Source organism: Sphingomonas sp. (assembly GCF_050725575.1).
Classification (GTDB): Bacteria; Pseudomonadota; Alphaproteobacteria; order Sphingomonadales; family Sphingomonadaceae; genus Sphingomonas.
Genome location: NZ_JBOHHW010000060.1, coordinates 1 through 23,701, shown reverse-complemented (window position 1 = coordinate 23,701; position 23,701 = coordinate 1). Strand labels below are relative to the sequence as shown.

Below are 23,701 nucleotides of genomic sequence, written 5' to 3'. Positions count from 1 at the left end.
CATGACCGATTATCACCTGAACCCGTTCTGCTTTGTCACGGACACGCCGGGCGGCGTAATCCTGAATGCGGTGCCGGATCTGCGCGTGACATTCGCGCATGAGCACCGCGCGATCGTCGATGTGCTGATCGCTCGCGCGAGTGTGTCGGAACAGGATATGCTGAAGCTGATCGCGCCGACGCGGCTGCGCGAGCTGGTCAGCAAGAAGGTGCTGCTGGAACGCCCGATCGAAGGGCTCGACGGGCGCTATTCGCGGCAGCTCGGCTATTTCTCGATGACATCGGACACGCCCGAGGCGCACGGACAAACGCTGGCGAACGCCCATGTCCTGATCCTCGGGGTCGGCGCGATCGGCAGCCATGTGCTGTGGAACCTGGCCGCGATCGGTGTTGGCCGGATCACCATCCTCGACTTCGACGTGGTCGAGGAAAGCAACTTCAACCGCCAGCTGATGTACACTCCCGCCGACCTCGGCCAATTGAAAGTCGATGTGATTGCGGGCGCAATCCGCAAGTTCAATCCCGAGATCGAGATCGTCGCGCTCAATCGAAAGATCGAATCGGAGCGCGACGTCAGCGACCTGCTCGACGGCGTCGATCTGGTCGTGAAGGCGATCGACACGCCCGAGGAATCGAACAACTGGGTGAATTCGGCCTGCGTCGCAGCCCGCGTGCCCTTCGTGATCGGTGGCTTCCTGGACTATGTCGGGGTGGTCGGACCCAATTATATTCCCGGCCGGTCAAGCTGCTATGCCTGCCTCGGCGACCCGGGCCAGATCCGCCGGCTGCATGGCAAGGGAGCGACCTTCGCGCCGCTGACGACCACCGTCGCATCAAAGATCGCCATGATTGCGTTCAAGATCCTGATTGGTGACGACGAGAATTTCGCCGACAAGATCTACAGCTACGACACCCGCCTGGGTCGATGGTTCGTCGAAGACGTCATCCCGGCGGCACAGTGCCCGGTGTGCAGCAGCGCTCCCATCGCACGCGAGGCGGCCGATCCCCGTCGCACCAACACGATCCTGTTCCGGTCACTGATGACGGTCGCCATGCTGATCACGGTCGTCCTGCGCGAATATTTCGGCCAGGAGCTGATCGGCGTGCTGACGTTCGTCGCCGTGCTCATGTCGATCCCAGTCATCGATGCGATCCAGGGTCACGACGCGGTGCGGACACGCCGCGAATTCTTCGTCATCAGCGCAATCTATATCGGATCAAGCCTGCTGGCCCTGATCCTGGGCGCAATCAACCATAACGATGTGATGCTGCCGCACAGCATGGCGCAGCTGTTCGATACCGTACGCGCGATCTGCATCGTCGTCACACAGGCCGCAATCGGGGTTACCGCCCTGTTTATCGGCATGTGCGGGCTGCTCGAATATGCGCCGAAGACCCTGTCTTTCTTCAATCAGGATATTTGAGAGGAATAGTATGATGCAACGCCTGAAAGTCTTGATCATCTGCCTGGCCGCGCTGCTGACCATCCTGGCCGCAACTGTCGGAAAATGGAGCAGCCACGTCGCTCTGACCGATAACCAGGCGCTCGGCGCGATCTTCGCGGCTGAATTCCTGCTGTTCATCGGCCTGATCTACTCGATGCGGCACCACGCCGCTTGATCGCCCGCGTCCGAACCGCAGCAACGCAGGAGGGAGCCAGCGGCATGTCGTTATTGACAACCTATCTCGTCATGCTCTTCGACCCGAGAAGGGCATTTACCGCCGCACTGTCCAGAAAGGTCTGGACGCTCCTCCTGCCGCTTGCGCTTGCGATTCTGTTCACCGCTTTACTCAACATCTTCTATTTCTATCATGTCGATCTCGCCTGGCTCCGCGACCAGATGACGGCGACCATGCCAAAGGCGCAGCGCGATATCGCATTGCCATTCTACACCCGTGGGCGGCTGATCGGCATCAGCCTGTTCGGCGTGGTGCTGCTGGCACTGGTGGTCAATCTGGGGCGCGCCTTCATCTTCTGGATCATCTTCAAGGTGCGCGGCGGCGATACCCAGCGCTTTACCCGCCTGTTCGCGATCGTGATGTGGTCGACGGCACCGCTCGCGCTGATCCTGCCGGCAGGCATATTAAACATCATGCTCGCGCCCGAGGGCCGGCTGGCGGGCAACGATGTGAATCCCGTGTCGCTGAACCAGTTACTGTTCCACCTGCCGCCGAGTTCGGGCTGGGGGCAGCTGCTGTCGACATTCAGCCTGATCAATATCTGGGAAATGGTGCTGATCGCGATCGGCCTGCAGGTCTTGGGCAATTTGAAGTTCACGCGCGCGGCGCTGATCGCCATCGCCCCAGATGCCCTGGTGTACGGCATCTGGGCGGCCGCCCTGTTGGCGAGCGGTTCCGCCTGAGGATGAATCGCCGCATCCTATTGCCCGTACTGGCGGCCTTTATCCTGGCCTCACCCTTCCTCGTCCGGTTCTTCGCGCGATCGACCGCGACCCAGGTCGAGGTGGAGCCGGTCCGCCCGCGCGATATTCGCGAAACCGTGCTTGCGACCGGCAATCTCATCTACCGGCAACAGGCGCTGCTTTCGCCGGAAATCATCGCGCGAGTGAAGACCGTGCTGGTGAAGGAAGGCGACGAGGTGACGCAGGGGCAGGTGGTGATCACACTGGAGGACGAGAATCTGCGCCAGGCGGCCGCGCAGCAGCGCGCCCAGATGGCGATCGAAAACGCCAACCAGGCACAGCAACGCTTCAACGTCAGCAACCTGAAACTGCAGCTGGACCGCGTCGCAAACCTTGCGGACAAGGGGTTCGTGTCGAAGGCGGCCTATGACAGCGCCTATTATGCGCTGAATGCGGCCAAGGCGAACCTGGCCGGCACCGGGATGGCGGTCACGCGAGCGACCGCCGAGCTCAAGCAAGCCAAATATGTACTCGATCGCACGGTGATCCGCGCGCCAATGTCAGGCACGGTAGTCTCGGTCAACATCAAGACCGGCGAAACCGCCGTTCCGAGCGCGACCGGCATCCCGGGATCGAGCCTGCTGACGATCGCGCGCAAGGAAACGATCATGGTCGACCTGAACGTCGATGAGAATGATGTCGGCCGCCTGGCGCTGGGCAGTGAGGCACAGATCATCTGCCCGATGCTGCCCGATCGCGGCATCACCGGCCATCTGCGCGAGATCGCGCTGGCGCCGCGCCGCGCCGCCGAGGTATTGCCGATCAACGACGCAACTGGCCGCGCCTATTCGGTCAAAGCCGAGATTACCGGGCCGCAATCGGGGCATTTGCGCCAGGGCATGTCCTGCCGCGCGAAAATCTATACCTCGAACCCCGCCCCGATCCTGGCGGTGCCGGTACAAGCAGTGCTGAGCGACCAGACAACGGACGATGACGGCATCAGCCTGCCACAGGATCGCCGCGCCGGAATCCGCAACTATGTCTTCGTAATCGACGGCGATCGTGTCACGCGCCGCTATATCCATATCGGCAATGCGGACGATGCCTATCAGGCCGTCACCAGTGGTTTGCGCCGGGACGAGAAGGTGGTGGTCGGGCCCTATGCGGTGCTGAAATCGCTCGTCGACGGCGCGAAGGTCTTGCCCAAGCTCAGCCAGGGGGCGACCAATGGCGCCACTGATTGAACTCCGCACGCTGAAGCGGACCTATAGCGTCGGCTCAGAAACCATCTTCGCGCTGGACGGCGTGGATATGGCAGTCCGCCGCAACGAATATCTTGCGCTGATCGGGTCGTCGGGCTCGGGCAAATCGACCCTGATGAACATTCTGGGCTGTCTCGACCGGCCGACATCGGGCGATTACCTGCTCGATGGAACCGATGTGGCGGCGATGTCGGAACGCGCCCTGTCCGAGATACGCAATCGCCGGATCGGATTCGTATTCCAGAACTTCAACCTGTTGCCGCGCATATCGGCGCTGAAGAATGTGATGCAGCCGCTGATTTACCGGCCAGGATCGCGCAAGGACCGCATTGCCAGTGCCGAGCGCGTGCTCGACCGCGTCGGGCTGCTCAACCGCAAGAACCATTTGCCCAACGAGCTGTCGGGCGGTCAGCGGCAACGCGTGGCGATCGCTCGCGCGCTGGTGACGGCACCGTCGCTCCTGCTGGCCGATGAACCGACGGGCAATCTCGATTCGACCACGGCAGCAGACATCCTGCAGCTCTTCGACGAACTGCACGGCGAAGGCCAAACGGTGATCCTGGTGACGCATGACGAAGCGATCGCACGGCGATGCCAGCGCCGGATCACCCTGCGCGACGGCAGGATCCTGTCGGACGAGGGCTGACGCGCATGGGCATGGTGCTGCAATGCCTGTTGCTCGCGCTCGACAGCATCCGTACGCGTCCGTTGCGGAGCGTCATCACATCCCTGGGCATCGTCGTCAGCGTGGCATCGGTCATCGCGGTGGTGTCGATCATCCAGGGCCTGTCTTATTCGGTGATCCGCAATTTCGAAGGGCTCGGCACGAATGTGTTGACGATCCAGTCGTCGACGCCGTTCCGCGAGCAATTGCTCGGCCAGTCGAACCGGCTGCAGATGAAGGATTATCTGCTGATCAAGGCGAAGTTCGGCGATATCGGGCGGATCGTCCCCTCCTTTGCGCCCTTTGGCCAGTTCGGCGCCCGAATCTCCAGCGGCGCGGAAACCAACCAGACGCGGATGCTGGCCGCGACCGCGACATACAAGGATACGATCCGGGTATTCCCGCGGATGGGGCGGTTCGTCACCGACAGCGACAACCGCTCGGCCCGCCAGGTCTGCGTGATCGGCGAACAGGTGCGCAAAAATCTGAAGCTGGCCGCCAATCCGATCGGCCAATTCGTCGAGGTCGGCGGTTTTTCGCTCAAGATCGTCGGCATCATGGAAACGCGCGGCGACCTGCTCGGGATCAGCCAGGACGATTATATGGTCGTGCCATTCGCGATCGGACAGCGGATCATGCCCAATGAAAGCCTGCAGGACATCACGATTCTGATCGACGTCACCGATCTGTCGCGGCTCGGCGAATTGCAGCGCCGCATTGAGGGAACGTTGCGTCAGGCCCATGCACTGTCGCCGGGCGAGGACGACGATTTCCGCGTGCAGACCGCGCAGCAGCTGACCAGGTCCGTGTCCTCGGTGACGGATTCGATTACCTATGTACTGGGCGGCGTCGTCGGGATCTCGCTGCTCGTCGGCGGGATCGGTATCATGAACATCATGCTGGTGTCAGTGACGGAGCGGACACGCGAGATCGGCATCTGCAAAGCGCTCGGTGCGCCGCGCCATGTCATCCTGCTCCAGTTCTTGTTGGAGGCAGTGATCCTGTCGCTGATGGGCGGCGTGATCGGCGTGTTCGCCGGCTGGATCATCGGGCTGCTCGGCACCCTGTTCATCCCCGGCCTGCCCCCACCGATGATCCCGGGCTGGTCAATCGGGCTCTCGCTCGCCTTCTCGACCATGGTCGGCCTGCTGTTCGGCGTGGTTCCCGCCGCCAAGGCTTCCGACCTCGATCCCCTGGCGGCACTACGCTATGAGTGAGGCGCCGGCGAGATGCCTAGGTCCCGGTCCCGGAGTCAGGGCACCCGGGCAGTCCCGGTGATCTCGATCTCCTTCACCGCGCGGATATCGTCCGATGCCGCGCCGATCATTAGCCGGTAGCGGCCGGGCCGCACCATCCACGCCTTTGTCGCCACGTCATAGGATGCGAAGGCGCGGCGATCGAGCGTCAGCGCGACCGGCTTCACGCCGCCGGCCGGTACTGCGACCTTGGCGAAACCCTTGAGCTGCTTGACCGGCTCAGTCGCGGCACGATCGATCGGTGCGACATAGAGCTGCACAACCTCCATCCCGTCGCGCTTGCCGGTGTTGCGGACATCAAGCGTGACCTTCGCCGTGCCGCCCGCCTTGATCCGCGCCGGTGCGACCGCCCTGGCGTAATCGAAGCTGGTGTAGGACAGGCCGTGGCCGAAGGCGAAGAGCGGCTTTACCGCGCGTGCGTCGAAGCTGCGATAGCCGACCAGCAGGCCTTCGCCATAGGTGCTGGTGCCCGCCTCAACCTTGATCACATCATCGCTATCGCTCGCCGGGAAGGTGACCGGCAACCGGCCTGACGGATTGACCTTGCCGGTCAGCACGCCTGCCAATGCGGCCGGGCCGGACTGGCCGGTGAGCCACATATCGACGATCGCCGGCACCTCGTCCTTCCACTTCATGGTCATCGCCGCACCAGCATTGACCACCACCACGGTCTTCGGATTGGCGGCGGCGACCGCGGAGACGAGCTTGTCCTGGTCGCCCGGCAAGTCGATCGAGCTGCGATCATAGCCCTCGCCTTCGGTCAGGCTGTTCGAGCCGACAATGACGATCGCGGCGTCCGCCGATTTCGCCGCGGCGACCGCCGCGTCAAGCGATGGCCGCGGGACGCGCACGCCAAAATTGAGCGATTCATAGATCGACTTGCCGTTCGCATAGTCGAGCCGGATCGGATAGGCCTTGCCCGCCTCGAGATCGACCGCGACGGTACGGCGTCCGACCGGGAAGCCGATCACGTCGCGATTGTCGGGGACTGCAGGGGTCGATGCATCAATCAGCGGCTTGCCGTCGAACAGCAGATTGCCCTTGCCAGTGCCGCGAATGCTGAATTCGTAGCGACCGGACACCGGTGCCCAGAACAGCCCTTCCCAGCGCAGCGACAGATAATTGGCCGATTGCGGCCCGGCGACATTGCCGCTGATCCGCTTCAGAAAAGCGGTGGCAACATCGGTCGCGACCGGCGCGCCCGACTGATCCGCCGTGGCATAATAGCTTTGCATCAGGCCCTTCCGGCTGCGGCCGGCATCCGGGCTGAACATCGTCGCGTCCGCCGCCGGCGGCACTTCCTCGCTGTCGACGCCGGGCTGAAAAGTGATCGTCACGCCGGGCAGCGCCGCGCGGAGTGCATCGAGCGGCGTGGCGATGGCGTCAAACGGCTGCACTGCAGAACTGCCACTGCCCTGGATGCGCGTCTTGGCGGCATTGGGACCAATCACCGCAAGTGTCCGGATCGACGGATCGAGCGGCAGCACGCCGCTATTCTTGAGCAGCACGATCGCTTCCTCGGCGGCGCGCTGCGAGATCGCGGCATGTGCCGGACCGCCGACCTTGCCTCCGGTGCCCGCGGCACCCTCGATCACGCCACTGCGCACGATCAGGCGCACCATGCGCCGCGCGGTTTCGTCAATCTGCGCCGCGGAGACTTCGCCCGCTTTCGCGGCGGCGAGCAGCTTGGCGCCGAAATGCTGCGGCGGGCCGGGCATTTCCAGGTCGAGCCCGGCATTGATCGCTTTGGCGGTGGTGTGGGTCGCGCCCCAGTCCGACACGACAAAGCCCTTGAAGCCCCATTCGGTCTTCAGCACATCGGTCAGCAGCCAGCGATTCTCGCCCGCATAAGTGCCGTTGAGCTTGTTGTACGACGCCATCACCGACCAGGGATCGAGCGTCTTCACCACCGTTTCAAAGGCGGGCAGATACAGTTCGCGCATGGTCCGCTCATCGACCGCGGAGTTGGTGAAGAAGCGGTTGGTTTCCTGGTTGTTGGCGGCGAAATGCTTGATCGAGACGCCGACACCCTTGTCCTGCACGCCGCGGACGTAGCCAAGCGCAATCTGCGTGGTCAGCCAAGGGTCCTCCGAATAGGTCTCGAAATTGCGCCCCCAGCGCGGCGTGCGCACGATGTTGACGGTCGGCGCGAGCAGCACCGATGCGCCATATCCGCGCGCTTCCTCGGCGATCGCGCCGCCGACCTGTTGCGCCAGCGCCGGATTCCATGTCGCGGCGATCGCCACGCCGACCGGGAAGACAGTCGCCGGCTGCCCCTCGGGCGAGCGCACGCCAGTCGGCCCGTCAGTCATCTTGACCTCGGGAATGCCGAGCCGGGGGACAGCCTGGCCGGTCATGCCGGTCGCGCCGGCCATCAGCGAGACCTTCTCCTCCAGCGTCAGCCGGGCCATCAGATCATCGACCCGCGCCTCGACCGACGCGGCGGGATCGCGGAACAGCATCCGATCCTTATCCTGCGCGGTACCGGGCGTTGCAATCAAAGCGCAGGAAACAAGCAACGCCGTCCGCGACAGGAAAACCCGCATCGTCATTTGATCGCCGCGAGATCGGCAGCAACCTGGGCGAGCTTCTCGGGCGTCAGCGCGCCGTTCGAGAACGGCACGACCTGGTTGAGGCTCGCGCCCTTGAACGTGTCGAACTGCTCGAGCGAGGTCAGACCTGGCAGGTCCTTGTCGATCACGGCCTTGCCCGCCGGATCGGCAACGATATCGGCAAGCGGCGTATCGAGCGTGAACTTCGCGCCCGCGGCCGGAGCAGCCGGAGCGGCCGGCGTCGCGGGGGCGGGTGCCGGCGCAGTCTGGGCGGTAGCGGTGGCGGCGATCGAGAGCGCGATCAGCGCGGCAGCATATTTCATAGGACTTCCTTTTCCTGGGATTGGGAGAGCTCGGCGACCATCGCCTCGCGGATGAGATATTTCTGGATCTTGCCCGTCACGGTGGTCGGGAAAGCATCGACGAAACGGATATGGCGCGGGATCTTGTAGTGCGCGATGCGGCCGCGGCAGAAAGTGCGGATCTCGTCCTCGTCACCGGCGGCGCCTTCGCGCAAGCGGATCCAGGCGCAAAGCTCCTCGCCCATGCGCTCATCGGGAACGCCGACCACGGTCACGTCCTCGACCGACGGATGGCGGTAGAGAAACTCCTCGATCTCGCGCGGTGAGATATTCTCGCCGCCGCGGATCACCATATCCTTGAGCCGGCCGACGATGCGGCCATAGCCATCCGCATCGATCACCGCGAGATCGCCGCTGTGCATCCAGCCATCGGCATCGAGCACGTCGGCGGTACGATCGGGATCGTCCCAATAGCCAAGCATCACCGAATAGCCGCGCGTGCACAGCTCGCCGGTCGCGCCCGTCGCAACAATCGCGCCGGCGGCGTCGATCAGCTTGCATTCGAGATGCGGCTGGACTCGCCCGATCGTTCCGACCCGTGCGTCCATGCCATCACTCATCGCGGTCTGGAAGCTGACCGGGCTGGTCTCGGTCATGCCATAGGCGATCGTCACATCGCGCATGTTCATCCGCTCGATCACCTGGCGCATCACCGATTCGGGGCAACTTGCCCCCGCCATGCAGCCGGTGCGCAGCGATGAAAGGTCGACGGGCGTACGATCGAGTTCGGCAAGCTCGGCGATGAACATGGTCGGCACGCCGTACAGGGCGGTGCAGCGCTCGGCCTCAATCGCGCGCAGCACCGTCGCCGGATCGAAGGCGGGGCCGGGATAGACCATCGCTGCGCCCAGAGTGATGCTCGCCAGATTGCCCATCACCATGCCGAAGCAATGATAGAGCGGCACCGGGATGCAGATGCGATCCTCCGGCCCCAGGCCCATCGCGCTGCCGACGAAAGAGCCATTGTTGAGGATATTGCGGTGCGACAGCGTCGCGCCCTTGGGCAGGCCGGTGGTGCCGCTGGTGAACTGGATATTGATCGCGTCGCGTGGATCGAGCGTCGGCCCGATCTGCGCGAGACGATCATGGTCCGCCGGCGTGGCGTGGCCGGCGATCGCATCGAAGTCGAGCCAGCCGGGACGCGCATCGCCGCCGATCTTGGCGACGATCGCCAGGCTCGGCTGTCCCGGTGAGTGCAGTCGCCCGGGCGCCGCTGCCGGCAATTCCGGGCAAAGCCGTTCGACCATGCCGACATAGTCGCTGGTCTTGAACTCGGCCGCGACGACCAAAGCGCGCAGCCCAACCTTGGCAATGGTGAAGCCGGCTTCCTCGACGCGGTAAGCGGGATTGATCGTGACCAGGATCAATCCCGCGCGCGCTGCGGCGAATTGGGTCAGCGTCCATTCCGCGCAATTGGGTGCCCAGATGCCAATCCGGTCGCCCCGCGCCATGCCGAGCGCGATCAGCCCCGCCGCCAGCGCATCGGCCCGCTCGAGCAATTCCGCAAAGCTCCAGCGAATGCCCTGTGCGACCGACACCAATGCATCGCGCTCACCCCAGCGACGCGCGGCGATGGCCAGCGCGTCGCCGATCGTGTGTTCGATCAGCCGAGGCGCATCGGCGCCATGGACATGAGCAAGAGCGAGCGGTTCAGACAGCGGTACGGACATGGCTCAGCTCGGCGCGACACAGTCGAAATTGCCCGCATCGTCAGTCGACCCCGTGCCTTTCCAACGCGCGACCTTGGGATAGGCGCAGAGCGGCCGGGTGCCGAGCGCCTTGGCCGGCAAGCCGAAATAGGCGAAGATCGGATTGTCGTAGCGGGTCGCAACCATCTGCTCCGGTGCCGGACCACCCTGGCGCCACTGGTCAAGCGCGGTCAGCGGATCGAAGCCGGTAGCCCCTGGGCCGCCCAGGCAATGCGACATGCCGGGCACCATGAACAGCCGGGTCGACGACGCGGCCTGGCGCTGGGTGCGCTTCACTTCCTCATAGTAATTGATCGTGTTTTCCGGCGGGATCGCGGCGTCATACCAGCCATGATAGAGGATCAGCTTGCCGCCGCGCTTGTAGAAGGCGCTGAGGTCAGTGTTAGCGTCCAGGATGCCGGCAAACTTCTTCGCCGCCAGCTTGGGATCGGCGATCGGATCATAATCGGTCGGCTGCCAGGCGGGGTTCGCATGGACCATGTAACGGTAGAATTCGGTCCCGAAGCGGCCATGCTGTGCATTCGCGCCGGTCAGCCACAAATCCCAGGTACCGGCCACAGCCTCGGCGCCGGGCATATAACCGGGGAAGATCGACTTGCCCTTCGCATCGACCGGGCCGCGATATAGCGCGCGCGCGGTTTCGACCTGTGGCGCGGTCAGGCAGTCGGCGGCGTCGCCCGCCTTGCATTGCAGCACGCCCGGATCGAAGCCGCATTTGCGCGGATCGTCGATGACATTGTCGGTGACGCCGTCCGCCGCATCGCATTTCGCCAGCGACGCGGCCTGCAACAGCTTCAGCTTGGCATTGGGAATGATCGAGTCGGGCTTGCCGAACGCGGCGCGGTGATCGGCCATGAAGCCGGTCATCAGCCGCGTCCAGGGATTGGCCGGCGCGCCGGCGATGATCGCGTCATAATCGGTCGGATAGCGCTGCGCTTCATTCAGCGCCTCGCGCCCGCCATCTGAGCAACCATGGAAATAGGCGGCGGCAAGCGGCTTCGGATAATAGGAACCGACCACCTGCTTGGCGAGCAAAGCCGCGAGGTGATTGGCGCGGTGGCCGAAATCGACGATCTTCTCGGGCTCGTTCAATGCCCATTTCGCATCGACGTCGTTGCTGAGATGTCCCATGTCGCTGCCGGTCGCGGCATAGCCCTTGGCAATGCCGGTGCGCATCGTCAGCGCGGGCAGCGTCAAGGTGCCGCCATAACCACCATTGCCGGCGCCGAGCAGCTTGCCGTTCCAGGCCGCCCCTTCAGGCAGCCAGACCTCGATCTTCACTTCCGAACGCGGCGTCGGCTTCAGCACCGCATGAACGCGGCAGAAAGCGGCGGGGGCGGGCAGGCCTGGCTTGCCGGCCTCAGTGGTGATTGCCTCGCCCTGTTTCACCATCACGGCGCTGTCGATCTTGCCATCGGCGATGGTCAGGCCAGTCAGTGACTCACACGATCCGGCTGGCGCGGCACGGACGCTTTCGACCGGGGCCAGCACAGCGACCGCGGCCATGCCCATGGCCGCACCACCAAGCAATGCGATGCCCAATCTCGGGCTCAAACCTGTCATTTGCGGAGATATCCTTTCGCATCGAGCCATTGTTGCAGCCGTTCGGGCCAGACATCGGAGGCCTTGCCGGTCTTGGCCATGCCGAAGCCATGGCCACCATTCGGCACGGTGACATAGGTCGTATCCGCGCCCGCGGCCTTCCACGCCTGTTGCAGTTCGTCGGCCTCCGGACGGACGATCGGATCGTCATCGGCGACCAGGTCGAACAGGGGCGGCGCATTGGCCGGCACCGCCGCATGACCGGCGATCAGTCCGGGATAGATGGTAATGAGGAAATCCGGGCGGCTGTCGGCATGATTGGCCAGCGTGGTCCAGACCGACACTGCGCCGCCGGCGGAAAAGCCCATCAGTCCGACGCGATTCGGCTTGATCTTCAGCTCCTTGGCATGCGCCCGCACATAGCGAACCGCCTGCTCGCCATCGGCGGTGACCAGCGGCTGCAGCGGGTTGACCGCGCGCATCATCGCCGAGCGGTTGAGCAGCCGGCCGATCAGCGCAGTCTGCACATCGTCGCCGGTCGCGATCAGCCGGTATTTCAGCACGATCACGGTCACGCCCAGGCTGTTGAGCCATTTGGCGACGGCAATGCCCTCATTCTCGATGCTGAGGATATGGAAGCCGCCGCCGGGCGCGACGATCATCGCGGTGCCGTTGGCGATCTTCGGATCGGCCGGATAGACCAGCAGTCCCGGCGCAGTGACGTTGCGCATGATCGTGCCCGGATTGGATGCGCGCAACTCGGTGACCTCGGCCGGCATGTCGGGCAGGCTGCCCGGCGCGCCCTTGGGCCAGAGCGGGATCACTTTCTTGTCGATCGTCGTCGGCGTACCGGCGCTTGCACAGGCGGCCAGGCTCCAGGTCGCGGCCAGACCGAGCGCGATGGCCCCACCCAGGATGGAACGGCGCATCATTTCTTTTCTCCATCACGAAGCTTCGCAAGCGCATCCAGGCCTGCGTCAGCGGCAGGGCGCGTGAGGGTGTCGCTATTGCCGATATGCAGCGCGACCGGCGCCTTGGCTGTGTAGCGGTCCCAGCGCGGCGCGCCCTTGCGATTGGGGTCGCCGGTTCTGGCGAAGTCACTCCAATAGGTCGATACCAAAGCTGCAGCAGCGCGGTCGGCGGCGCTCGGCGCCGGCTTCAGCGCATCGAGCGTGTCGAACACATAGTTGATGTCGGAGGCGTGCGGCGCCCCCTTCAACTCGGCGCGCTTCGCCTCTGGCACATAGCCAAAGCGATAGACCCAGGTCGGGTTGCCGTTCGCGGCGTGGCGCCGGGCGAGCGCGATCGACGGCTCGATAAACACCACGTCACCGGCGATGCGATCGTCGAACGATGCGCCATAAGCGGTGCGCACCGCGCTGACATCGCCAAGCGGCTTGATGATGCCGGCAGTGGCGGGCCCCTTGAACGGCGCCGGCAGGAAACCGAGCTCGTCGCTGTTCGCGCCGACGATATAGGGGATTCGCGCTTCCTTGCCCGCCGCGAAGATCGCGTCGACGCTGTCGGTGACGATCTGGCCGTCGGTGATTCCGCCGGAGAAGGTCGCCTCTTCATTGTTGAGCAGGCCGATCTTGCCGCGCACGACATCGGTCGGGATCGCACGCAGCGACGCGACATCGTCACCCGCCCCGACCGACTTGGCAAAAGCAACGCCCTTGGCCTCGGCGGTGGCGAGGTCGGGCCATTTGTCGCGCCCGCCGCCCGACGAGGCGATGCCGCGGATGAACAAGCCGCGCGCCAGCGGCGAGGCCATCAGCCGGTTGACCGAGGCGCCACCGGCGGATTCACCGAAGATCGTCACCTGCGCCGGATCGCCACCGAACGCGGCGATGTTGCGCTTGACCCAGTTGAGCGCGGCGATCTGGTCCATCAGGCCCCAATTGCCGGTCGGCGCGCCATTCGCTTCCCTGGTCAGTGCGGGATGCGCGAAGAAGCCGAGCCGGCCGATGCGATAGGTGAAATTGACCACCACCACGCCATGCTTCGCCAGCCGCACGCCGTCATAGGGTGGCGACGCACCCGATCCGTTGACGAAGCCGCCGCCATGGATCCACACCATGACGGGCAGGCCTTTCGCTTGCTTGCCCAGCTTTGGCGTCCAGACATTGGCGTAAAGGCAATCCTCACTCATCGGCTGGCCGCTCATTGCGGCATCGCTCGGCATCCAGGTCTGCGGGCAATCATTGGCGAATTGGGTCGCGTCGCGCGGCGTCACCCAAGGTGCGGCCGGCCGGGGCGCGCGCCAGCGCAGGTCGCCGATCGGTGGCGCCGCATAGGGAATGCCCCGGAATACCGCGATACCGTCCGCCGTCAGGCCCTGCAGCGCACCGGTTTCGATGGTAGCGGCAGGAGCGGTCTGAGCCTGAGCGCCAACGGCGGTGCAGGACGCCATCAACACAGCAAATAGAGAACCGCGCGCGAAACTCATTGGCTTGCTCCCGCCTCGAAGACATGATGCCCGGCCGCGACCGCATAGACCGCAAAACCGTTGGTGGTGCGGACCAGTGTCGCACCATTTGCGGCTTTCCGCACCGGCCCGAAGCGCATTGGCACCCAGACTTCGCCACTGGTATTCGCAGGGATTTCGGCCGTCAGCGTCATTACCCCATGCTCGACCGTCCACTCGGCCGCGGCTCGGCCACGGATCGTGTCCATGGTTGCGCTGGCCGAGGCGAGCCCGGTAGGGATTTCCGGCCGCACCAGCACGCTGGCATAGCCGGGCTGGCCAGGCCGCAGGCCGGCCAGGCGCTGGCGCATCCAGTCAGCGATCGAACCGAAATAATGATGATCGCGCGAGCGGCTTTCGAGGCTCCAGCTTTCGAACATGCTGCCGTGGCCATTCTTGATCCACCAGCCCCAGCTCGGCTCGTCAGTGCGCGTCGCCACCTTATAGGCGAGATCGGGATGGCCATAGTCACTGAGGACCTCGAGCAGATAGCGCGTCGCATAGACACCGGTGCGCAGCCCGTTCTTCTCGACATCGGCGGCGATCGTATCGGCCACCACCTGTTCCGCGCCATCCGGCACCATGCCCATCGCCAGCGGCAGGATATTCTGGATCTGAGTCGGCGCGCCCGCCACGCCCTTCGCGTCGGCCGTGCGATAATGGCGTGCGGTGCCATCCCAATAGCGTCGGTTGTACGCATCGCGGATCGCGCGGGCGAGCGTACCGTAGCGCTCAGCATCGGCCTGTTTGCCGATCACCGCCGATGATTTCGCCAGCAGATCGGCCTCAAGGAAATAATAAGCGCTGGCAACCGCATCGACCCCGCCGCCGCGCTGATTGACGAAATCGGCCGCGCCGGGCGACGACCATTCACTCAGCTCAAAGCCTTCGCGGCGATAGTCGGGCGCCTTGAACCACCCGCCGGTATAATCGACCAGCCGCGCCTGCGTGTCGTGCATCCGTTCCAGAATGCGGCTGTCGCCATAGGTGGTGTAGAGTTCCCAGGGCAGGATCATGGTCGCCACGTCCCAAGGCGGCGTCGGGCCCCAGATCATATTCCAGCCCGGGCTGTTCTCATAGCCATAGAGCGGGGTCGCCGGCACGATCTCGGGGATCTCGCCTTTGGCCGATTGCGCGTCGCGGAAATCGCCGAGCCATTTGGTCCAGACGCGCGCGACATCCATGCTGCGCGCCGCCGCCCCGGCCGATGCCTGTGCGTCGCCGGTCCAGCCATTCTTCTCCAGCGTCGGCGTGTCGGTCTGGAAGCCGTGCATATTGTTGCGGATCGTTGCGATTGCGGCGGCGTCGATCTGCATCAGCAGTGCATTGCTGCTGCGGAACTCGCCGGTCGCAGCCACCGCGCTATGCGCAATGCGCGCGGTCAGTGCATCAGGGCCCGGCGTACCGGGAAAGCCGTCGAGCTGGACATAGCGGAAGCCGCGATAGCCGAAGCGCGGCTCCCACTGCTCCACGCCCCCGCCCGCCAGCGTATAACGATCGGTCTGCAGCTGCGCGTCGATCAGCCCGGCCGCCGGGACGACCAGGCCATCGGCACCGATGCGTTCACTGGACAGCATTGACACCGTCTGGCCGCGCGGCCCCGACACGCGCAGCGCCGGCCAGCCGGCAATGATACGACCATAATCCAGCACCCAGGTGCCGGGCCGGACCTGCTTGATCGTGACCGGCTTGAGATCGGCAACCGGGGCGATCGGCTCGACATTAGCGGCGACCAGCGTTCCCGCCGGCCCGTCTACCACGCGCGCGGATGCCCAGCGGCGGTCGGCGAAGCCGGGCTTGTCCCAGCCATTCGGATGCAGCCGCGCATCATAGCGCTCACCGCGATAGATCGAGTCCGCCAGGGTCGGCCCGAAGGCGGCGCGCCAGCTCGCATCGGTCGCGACACGCTGGCTCGATCCGTCGGCAAAGTCGATCTGGAGCTGCGCGCGGATCGCCGGATCGCCATGCCACGGCGCCTGTTGCCAATACCATTCATTGGGCTCGGTCAGCCCGTACCAGCCGCGCCCGAGTTCCGCGCCAATCACATTGGCGCCGGGGCGCAGCGCAGCGCTGACATCATAGGTCTGGTAGAGCACGCGTTTGTCATAAGCGGTGTAACCGCTCGCCATTGCCGACGCGCCGATCACCTGACCGTTAAGGCTGAGGCGCGGCCAGCCCGCGCCCGCGACATAGAGCCGTGCGCGAGCAATCGGCTTGGCCGGCAGGGAGAAGGCGCGGCGCACCAGCGGGGCGGGCGCTTCGATCGGCAGAACGATATCGACCTTGGGCACGCCGCCCGGCACGACCAGCCCGTCTTTCATCACGTCGCCGCCGGTGAAGGCATTGTCGTTGGCGCCGAACCGGGTCTCGAACGGCGCCGCGCCGGTAACCCGAACGCGGTGGACGATCGCAGCCCCGGGCTCCTTCGCGGTGAAGCCGATCGTGCCATGCGCGACCGATGCGTCAGTCAGCGTATCGACCGTGACGCCGTCGATCGCAGTGGTCAGGCGGTCGCCCGCCGCCGTGATCGACACGACATGTCGCCCGTCGCCGAGCGCCGTCGCCGGCAGCGCCACGCGCTTGAGCTCGGTTACCTTGACCGCGGAGGAATTGCCGCCGGGATAATGCCGGACCTGCGCGATCAGCGCTGGTCCCTTGTCGGTCTGCGTGAGCGTCCAGACATAGGCCTCGCCATAGGTCTTGCCGATCGGCTGGGCACGGAACAGCAGGTCAACTGACTTGCCGGTCAGCGTCAGGTCAGTGGTGAAAGTGAAATCGCGCCAGTCATGATCAGCGCGCTTCGGCCCCGAAATCCACTGCGCCGTCCAGTCGGCGGGCTTGAGCAAACCCATTTCCCACCAGCCCGGCGCGCTCCAGCCGCTTGCCTTGCCGGCCTCATCCCAGGTCTGGACCTGCCACACATAACGTTTGCCGGAGTTCAGCACCGGACCGGCATAGGCAATCTGGACATTGGCGGCGGACACGACCTTGCCGCTGTCCCACAGCACCCGGTCACTCGCCAATGCGACTTCACTGTCGCCGACGCGGATGCGATAGGCGGTCTGGCGCGCTGCCGGCACATGCCAGGACAGGCGTGGTGCAGCCTCGTCGAGGCCCAGCGGCGCGGCGCTATATTCGACACGCAGCGCATCCGGCGCATCGGTCGTCGCGGCAGCGTGGCCGTTCGCGCCGATCAGCGCGAAACACAGGGCAGACAACGCCGACAACCGGTAACGACGGCCGCCGGTGATATGCGGATTGCCGCTCGTTACACGATAGGCCGGCTGGCGCCGCACTCGCCTCTCCTCAGAAACTGAACTCGAAACAATAACGTCAAACCGGCCGCCATCCCATTGCTGGAATGGCGGCCGGGCAAAGGTCAGCACGTGTAGGTTTGCGTCTCGGTATAGGTGATCACGCCAAAGAGGAACTGCGCGTGCTGAAAGGTTCCGTCACAGAACACCGTGTCGATGGAAATCAACTGATAGCCATAAGCGGTCATGCCATAGTTGAACGTTGCCGCCGATGGCGGGCTGAAGGCCAGCGCCGTGCCCGGGACAAGACCGGCCCCAAACACCATCAGCGCCGCGATCAACCCGGCGAATGTCCGGGGCAGTTTTTTCGCAATCATCAGACGTCCGAGTTTCATGTCACTCTCCTGCTTGAATCACACGGGTTCAGAACTTCTTGCGCAGACCGACCGAGACCAGCCGCCCGAGCGTGCTGCCATTGGCGTAGCCGGCCAGCGTGTCGGAATAGGGTGGGTCGCGATCGAACACATTGTCGACGTTGAGCGTCAGCATCGTCCCCTTCAGGGCGCCCTTGTCCGGCAGCGCATAGCTGAAGAACAGATCGACCGTCGTGAATGAGCTAATCCGCGACTGGGTGGGCAGGCCGAGGATCGGGTAGCCGTCCCGATAATTCAGCTTGGCCAATGCGGTGAAGTCACCGATCGTGCCGCCGGCATTTGCCACCAGCGCAAGCCGTCCGGTGCCGTTCTTCAATTCATCGCTGAACGGATCCCCCTTCACCGCCTGGTTCTTGCGGCTCAGCGTATAGGTGCCGCTGACACCCAGATTGATCGAACCGAAGCCGGTCGGCCGCAGATAATTCACATTGAAATCAATGCCGCTGACCTTGATCGCGCCGATATTGTTGCGACGTGCATCGATCAATACATAAGGCCCGCCGAGTGCGTACAATGACTGGATGCTCGGCGCACCATTCAGCGGCAAGCTCCCGACCGCCGCCAGCGATTGCTGGAGTGTCGGGTTCAGCGTGTAGAAGCTCTTATAGCCGGGATTCGAGAAGAATATCGGCGACGTGAACGGCGGAACCTGGATCGCATCCTTGAAGTTCACATTGTAATAGGTTGCGCTGACGACGAGCCCAGGGGCGATGGTCGGCTTCCAGTCAAAACCGGCGGACCAGGTATGGGCGGTTTCCGGTTTCAGGGCGGGGTTGCCGCCGGCAAGGACGATCGTGGGACGCCCTAATTCGGCGGTCGGGCTGCCGCCTGCGCGGAACGGGCTGAACAACAGAATCTGCGCGCGCGAATCCGATGTGCTGGTCGTATCCGCGAGACTTGGCGCGTGGAATGACGTGCCATAATTGCCGCGAATGGTCAGCTGATCCACTGGCTTCCAGGTCACCCCGACCTTGGGATTGGTCGAGCCGCCCTGGTCGCTGTAACCGTCATGACGGATCGACCCCGACAGATTGAGCTGGCGCAGCCCGGCCACAGCATTGTCCGCCCCGAAGATCGGGATCAGCAACTCCGCAAAGGCCGACTTCACGTTACGCGACGAGAAGGACCTGATGGAGTTGGAAAGATCGCCGCGCGGACTTTGGCTGATCTGCGACCGGAGATTTTCATAATGATATTCGCCGCCGATCGCGAGACGGATGTCCCCGCCGGGAAGCCGCGCAAGCGACCCATCCAGCACGACCCGCGCTTCGGCCAGTTCCTGCACGGCATGCCCATAATTCTGGAAATCACGGATCGCGGCAAGCACTGCCGCATTGGTCTCTTTCAGATTATAGGGATTGAGGGCGGTGTCCTTCGTGAGCCCGGCGAGCGCATTGGTCGCCGCCGTGGTGTTGATCGTGTTGTCGAGGACCAGATTATCGCTGCGCCCGAAATTCGCTTCGGTGCGCAATTGCCAATTATGGCCGAGATCGAACTTGAAGCTCGGCGTCACGCCATAGGAGTCGAAACGGGATTTGCTCGTTACCGTCGGACCGAACACGTCATCGAACGAGATGGAGACGGATTGTACCGGCGATAGACTGACGCCATGAAAATAGGGATTTATCGGCCCGAGCGGCCCGAATATCGATGGTCCCCAGATCAAGCCCGTGATGCCCGGCTGTTGCGTCAGTGTCGTCGTATCGCGGCGCGACCAATAAGCGGTCGCCGAGAATTCGACATGATCCGAAAGATGCTGCGTCAGCGACGCGAACACCGTGTGACGCTCTTCACGCGGATAGAAATCCGAATTGGCGTTGGTATCGCATTTGTTGACAGCGCCCCGAACCAACCCGGGCATGGCATAGGGGATGTTCCCCGGCAGGAAAGACAGGATTGGAACGCCGCTAAGGGGATTGAGGGGATTGTCGATCACATTCCCCGGTGAGCAGACCTGCGAGCGGAAATCCTGCCCGCCGCGGCCGCTATGGTCCGCATTGGTATAGTCGCGATCGCGGTTCTGGATATTGTCATGCCAGGCATAGGCATAGGTGACGAGCAACGACCCGCTGCCCCAGTCCTTGCCCGCGGTCAGGCTGCCGTCGATCGTCTGGTAATTATCAGCGAAGCCATAGCGGATATTCGCTGCGAGACCATTGAAGCGGTTGCGCGTGATAAAGTTGATGACGCCGCCGATCGCGTCGGACCCGTAGATCGCCGAACCGCCGTCGGGCACCACCTCGACCCGGTCGATGACTTCCGGTGGCAGGACCGAGGGATCGACCGTGGTCTGCAGCACGCCGGCACCGACCATGCGGTGACCGTTGAGCAGCACCAGCGTCGAACTGCCGCCCGCCGCCGCAAGATTACGGATGTTCGGCCGAACGATTGGCAAGGCGAACGATCCCGTGCCGACCGGCACCGTGCCGAAATTACCCACCTGGGGAATGTTCGCAAGCAGGTCGTTGGCGGACGCTGCACCGGTTTTCAGAATATCTTCGCGATTCACGCTGACCACATTGGTGCCAACCGGCGCAACGCCGCGCAGCAGAGTACCGGTTACGATGATATCGCCCTCGTCCGCGATTTGATCGAGGATCACTTCCTGATTGCCGGAGGCCGAATCGATCTGCGCACCATCAACCGGTTGTGCGGGTGTGGTCTGCGCAAAGGCCGGGCCCGCCATCGCGGCGATCGCGACCGCCGCGGCGGAAACGCCGGCACGCAGTGCGTAAGTCGCTGGTGACAGGACCGAATTAGTCTCAGGCCGCTTGATCATCTTATCCTCCCCAATCGCCGGGCCATCGCGCCCGATCGTGACCGCTGACTGCCGCGCCGGTTTCTCCGGCGTCCGGTCAACGCAATTTCATGCTGACAACCGTTCTCTTGTCAGCTCCAAGCATTATTGCTCTTTCACGATCACGTCAACGATCATTTTCGATCATTACGAGAGGGTAAGGATCGTAGGATCCCACGTTGCAGCGCCCGAAAACCGACGAAAACTCTCGTGATCAATGGCCGCCGCGACTCAGCCCGCGAGTTGGGACCATTCGAGTCCAAAACGCGCGAGATACTTGCGCAGGCGATCAGCGTCGTTTGCCGAGGCGCGCCGCGTCCGCGACATGGCGAACAGGGTGCGCCCGGCTTCCGACAGCGACCGGCTACGGCGGCAGACCGCGACGACATGCGCAAGCTGCACGCGGTCGAACGGGTCCAATGCCTCGATCATCCCCGGATCGAGCAGATCATCCAGATCGTCTGCCTGCCCCGCGCTGCCTGCGCTCCACAGGCGCGCCAGACGCCCGATCTCGGCATCGACGCATTCGACATCGATCCGGCCCTTGGGCGAGAAGGTGGCCATGCGCGTGACGCTGGCGGCGAGATCGCGGAAATTGCCCTGCCACAAGGCGGCTCGCCCTGCAGCAAAGGCAAGATAGCGATCGCGCGCCTCCTTATTGAAGGTGACACGGCTCCCTTCGCGTTCGGCAAAGCGGTCGAGTTCGTAATCAAGATTGGGGGCGATATCCTCGCGCCGATCAGCCAGTCCGGGCAGCGCAAAGGTCCATAGATTGAGCCGCGCGAACAAATCGTCACGGAACCGTCCTTCCGCGACGGCGCGGCCGAGATCGCGATTGGTCCCGGCGATCAGCTGGAAATCGGACGCGCTTTCCTTGTCGGCACCGACCGGCAGGAAGCACTTGTCCTCGATCGCGCGCAGGATCATCGCCTGTTCATCGAGCCCAAGCTCGCCGATCTCGTCAAGGAACAACATGCCGGTGTCGGCAGTACGCAGCAGCCCGAGCCGGTCGGCCGCCGCCCCGGTAAACGCGCCTTTCTTGTGCCCGAACAGCGCGGACATCGCGCCATCGCCTTTCAGCGTCGCGCAATTCACTTCGACGAACGCCCCCTTCAGCTGATGCCGCGATCGCTTCAATTCATAGATGCGCCGCGCCAACTGGCTCTTGCCCGCGCCGGTTGGGCCCATCAGCAGTACCGGTGCCGTCGAACGCACCGCCACCTGTTCGATCTCGTCGATCAAATGGTTGAATGCGGCATTTCTGGTGTCGATACCCGATTTCAGGAACGATGTGCTTTCCGCACTGACCGCAGCGAAGCGCGTCGCGATACTGTCATAGCGCGACAGATCGAGATCGATCACGTTCCAGCTGCCCGGCGCGCCGCTCGGCGCACCGCGATGCGGCTGGGTCTGCAGCAGCCGGCCGGGCAGGTAACGTGCCTCGCTCAGCAGAAAGAGGCAGATCTGCGCAACATGCGTACCGGTGGTGATGTGGACGAGATAATCCTCGACATCGGGATCGAACGGATAGCTGCGCGTGAAGTCGAGCAGTTTGCCATAAACCTCCTCGAAATCCCATGGATCGTGGAAATCGATAATGTGTCGATCGAGCGTCGTCTCCGGCGACACACTCGCGATATCCTTGGCGATATGCTGCGCGAGCCGAATATGCGGCGTGCCGTGCAGCATGACGAAACGATCGATGCGCAGATCCTCATGCATGGCGAGTCCGACCGACGGCCGCCACTTGTTCCAGCGTTCCGGGCCGAACTTGCCGGAATCGAGCGTCGAGCCGAGAAATCCGATGACGACTAATGATTTCATTATTATCCTATAGGATAAAATACGAGCATCATCTATCAAAAATCATTTGCCCATCACACGGCCATGCGATGTACGCTCGCCAAAGGCGAGGCAGTATTATCTCTACATATCAATACGATACAAATTTTTAATCGCGACGCCCCCTGAACTGGCACGCCTGCTGCAATAGTTATCACGTCATGCTGGTTAGTCGAACATCCAGCGGGACGGCGCGGCAGGGGCGGTCGGAATGGGCCGGCCGCCCCGGATCGCCGCAGATGAGATATCAGGGCGTAGCTCAGACAGGCAGAGCACCGGTTTTGGAAACCGGGGGCCGTTGGTTCAAATCCAGCCACCCTGACCAGTTGATAGCGAGCCGCCCCGGCGGCTGGACGCAGCAAGGAAGTGATGATGACCGAAGCGAATTTCGATTACCAGCATGTCGAGGGTGGCGTGCCGATCAAGATGTGGACGCGCGGCGTGCCGGTCGACGACAAGGCGCGCGCGCAGCTCGCGCGCGCGGCGCAGATGCCGTTCATCTTCAAGCATGTCGCGGCGATGCCCGACGTGCATGTCGGCATCGGCGCGACCGTCGGCTCGGTGATCCCGACCAAGGGCGCGATCATCCCGGCCGCGGTCGGGGTCGATATCGGCTGCGGGATGATGGCGGCGCGCACTTCGCTCGTCGCCAGCGACCTGCCCGACAATCTCGAGGGCGTGCGCGCGGCGATCGAACGTGCCGTGCCGCATGGCCGATCGGTCGGACGCACGAAACGCGACACTGGTTCATGGGGCGATCCGCCGCCGGCGATCGTCGAGGCATGGGCAACTCTGTTCGCCCGGTTCGAGGCGATCACGGCGAAATATCCGCGGCTGAAGAACACCAACAACCTGGTGCATCTCGGCACGCTCGGCACGGGCAACCACTTCATCGAAATGTGTCTCGATACCGAGCAGCGGGTCTGGGTCATGCTCCATTCCGGGTCGCGCGGCGTGGGCAATGCGATCGGGACGTTCTTCATCGAACTGGCCAAGCAGGACATGCGCAAATGGCACATCAACCTGCCCGACCAGGATCTGGCCTATTTCCCGGAAGGGACTGACCATTTCGACGATTATGTCGAGGCGGTCGGCTGGGCGCAGGATTATGCGGCGCTCAACCGCCGCATGATGATGACCAACGTCATCCGCGCGATCCGCGGCGTGATCGCCAAGCCGTTCGACGCCGAGTTGGGAG

Annotated in this window: 17 protein-coding genes and 1 tRNA gene; 8 read left to right on the top strand and 10 right to left on the bottom strand. The window is 63.8% G+C overall.

What is annotated here, in order from left to right:
• Window position 1: 1 nt before the first annotated feature.
• The 6 genes from ACRECS_RS24550 to ACRECS_RS24525 are packed head-to-tail and all read left to right on the top strand — an operon-like array spanning window position 2 to window position 5,505.
• Window positions 2–1,423: a HesA/MoeB/ThiF family protein gene (locus tag ACRECS_RS24550; RefSeq protein WP_431585597.1), complete on the top strand. Its 1,422-nt coding sequence runs from the start codon at window positions 2–4 to the stop codon at window positions 1,421–1,423.
• A gap of 13 nt (window positions 1,424–1,436) precedes the next feature.
• Entirely contained in the window at window positions 1,437–1,619 is a 183-nt protein-coding gene (locus tag ACRECS_RS24545) for a hypothetical protein (protein WP_431585596.1), read from the top strand.
• Window positions 1,620–1,663: 44 nt separating this feature from the next.
• Window positions 1,664–2,362: a YIP1 family protein gene (locus ACRECS_RS24540; RefSeq protein WP_431585595.1), complete on the top strand. Its 699-nt coding sequence runs from the start codon at window positions 1,664–1,666 to the stop codon at window positions 2,360–2,362.
• 2 nt (window positions 2,363–2,364) lie between these two features.
• On the top strand, window positions 2,365–3,606 hold the full coding sequence (locus tag ACRECS_RS24535) for an efflux RND transporter periplasmic adaptor subunit (protein WP_431585594.1): 1,242 nt from the start codon (window positions 2,365–2,367) through the stop codon (window positions 3,604–3,606).
• Entirely contained in the window at window positions 3,590–4,270 is a 681-nt protein-coding gene (locus tag ACRECS_RS24530; protein WP_431585593.1) for an ABC transporter ATP-binding protein, read from the top strand. Before ACRECS_RS24535 ends, ACRECS_RS24530 begins: the two co-directional genes overlap by 17 nt.
• A 5-nt stretch (window positions 4,271–4,275) precedes the next feature.
• A complete protein-coding gene (locus ACRECS_RS24525; RefSeq protein WP_431585592.1) occupies window positions 4,276–5,505 on the top strand; it encodes an ABC transporter permease in 1,230 nt (409 codons plus the stop codon).
• Window positions 5,506–5,540: 35 nt separating this feature from the next.
• On the opposite strand, the gene ACRECS_RS24520 is transcribed toward ACRECS_RS24525, so the two are convergent.
• The 10 genes from ACRECS_RS24520 to rtcR form a co-directional block, all read right to left on the bottom strand.
• Window positions 5,541–8,096: a glycoside hydrolase family 3 C-terminal domain-containing protein gene (locus tag ACRECS_RS24520; RefSeq protein WP_431585591.1), complete on the bottom strand. Its 2,556-nt coding sequence runs from the start codon at window positions 8,094–8,096 to the stop codon at window positions 5,541–5,543.
• Window positions 8,093–8,419: a hypothetical protein gene (locus ACRECS_RS24515; protein ID WP_431585590.1), complete on the bottom strand. Its 327-nt coding sequence runs from the start codon at window positions 8,417–8,419 to the stop codon at window positions 8,093–8,095. The genes ACRECS_RS24520 and ACRECS_RS24515 overlap by 4 nt, the downstream gene beginning before the upstream one ends.
• Entirely contained in the window at window positions 8,416–10,128 is a 1,713-nt protein-coding gene (locus tag ACRECS_RS24510) for an AMP-binding protein (protein WP_431585589.1), read from the bottom strand. The genes ACRECS_RS24515 and ACRECS_RS24510 overlap by 4 nt, the downstream gene beginning before the upstream one ends.
• 3 nt (window positions 10,129–10,131) lie before the next feature.
• Window positions 10,132–11,730, bottom strand: coding sequence for a tannase/feruloyl esterase family alpha/beta hydrolase (locus ACRECS_RS24505; protein ID WP_431585588.1), 1,599 nt, complete (start codon window positions 11,728–11,730; stop codon window positions 10,132–10,134).
• Window positions 11,727–12,641 (bottom strand): alpha/beta hydrolase, encoded by a 915-nt coding sequence (locus tag ACRECS_RS24500; protein WP_431585587.1) that lies wholly within the window; start codon window positions 12,639–12,641, stop codon window positions 11,727–11,729. The genes ACRECS_RS24505 and ACRECS_RS24500 overlap by 4 nt, the downstream gene beginning before the upstream one ends.
• The gene (locus ACRECS_RS24495) at window positions 12,638–14,158 is read right to left on the bottom strand and encodes a carboxylesterase/lipase family protein (protein WP_431585586.1); all 1,521 of its coding nucleotides are present in this window, start codon (window positions 14,156–14,158) and stop codon (window positions 12,638–12,640) included. Before ACRECS_RS24495 ends, ACRECS_RS24500 begins: the two co-directional genes overlap by 4 nt.
• Window positions 14,155–17,472 carry a family 78 glycoside hydrolase catalytic domain gene (locus tag ACRECS_RS24490; protein ID WP_431585585.1) on the bottom strand — a complete coding sequence of 1,106 codons (3,318 nt, stop codon included), beginning with the start codon at window positions 17,470–17,472 and terminating at the stop codon, window positions 14,155–14,157. The genes ACRECS_RS24495 and ACRECS_RS24490 overlap by 4 nt, the downstream gene beginning before the upstream one ends.
• Before the next feature lie 83 nt (window positions 17,473–17,555).
• Entirely contained in the window at window positions 17,556–17,825 is a 270-nt protein-coding gene (locus tag ACRECS_RS24485; RefSeq protein WP_431585584.1) for a hypothetical protein, read from the bottom strand.
• A gap of 28 nt (window positions 17,826–17,853) precedes the next feature.
• Complete coding sequence (locus tag ACRECS_RS24480) at window positions 17,854–20,643, bottom strand: TonB-dependent receptor (protein ID WP_431585583.1); 2,790 nt, start codon at window positions 20,641–20,643, stop codon at window positions 17,854–17,856.
• A 249-nt stretch (window positions 20,644–20,892) separates the two neighbouring features.
• A complete protein-coding gene (gene rtcR / locus ACRECS_RS24475) occupies window positions 20,893–22,485 on the bottom strand; it encodes an RNA repair transcriptional activator RtcR (protein WP_431585582.1) in 1,593 nt (530 codons plus the stop codon).
• A 266-nt stretch (window positions 22,486–22,751) separates the two neighbouring features.
• Between rtcR and ACRECS_RS24470 the strand changes: the two genes are divergently transcribed.
• Both ACRECS_RS24470 and ACRECS_RS24465 read left to right on the top strand, forming a co-directional pair.
• Window positions 22,752–22,828, top strand: a tRNA-Pro gene (locus ACRECS_RS24470).
• Between the two features lie 47 nt (window positions 22,829–22,875).
• On the top strand, window positions 22,876–23,701 hold an 826-nt coding region (locus tag ACRECS_RS24465; RefSeq protein ID WP_431585581.1), incomplete at its 3' end, for an RtcB family protein.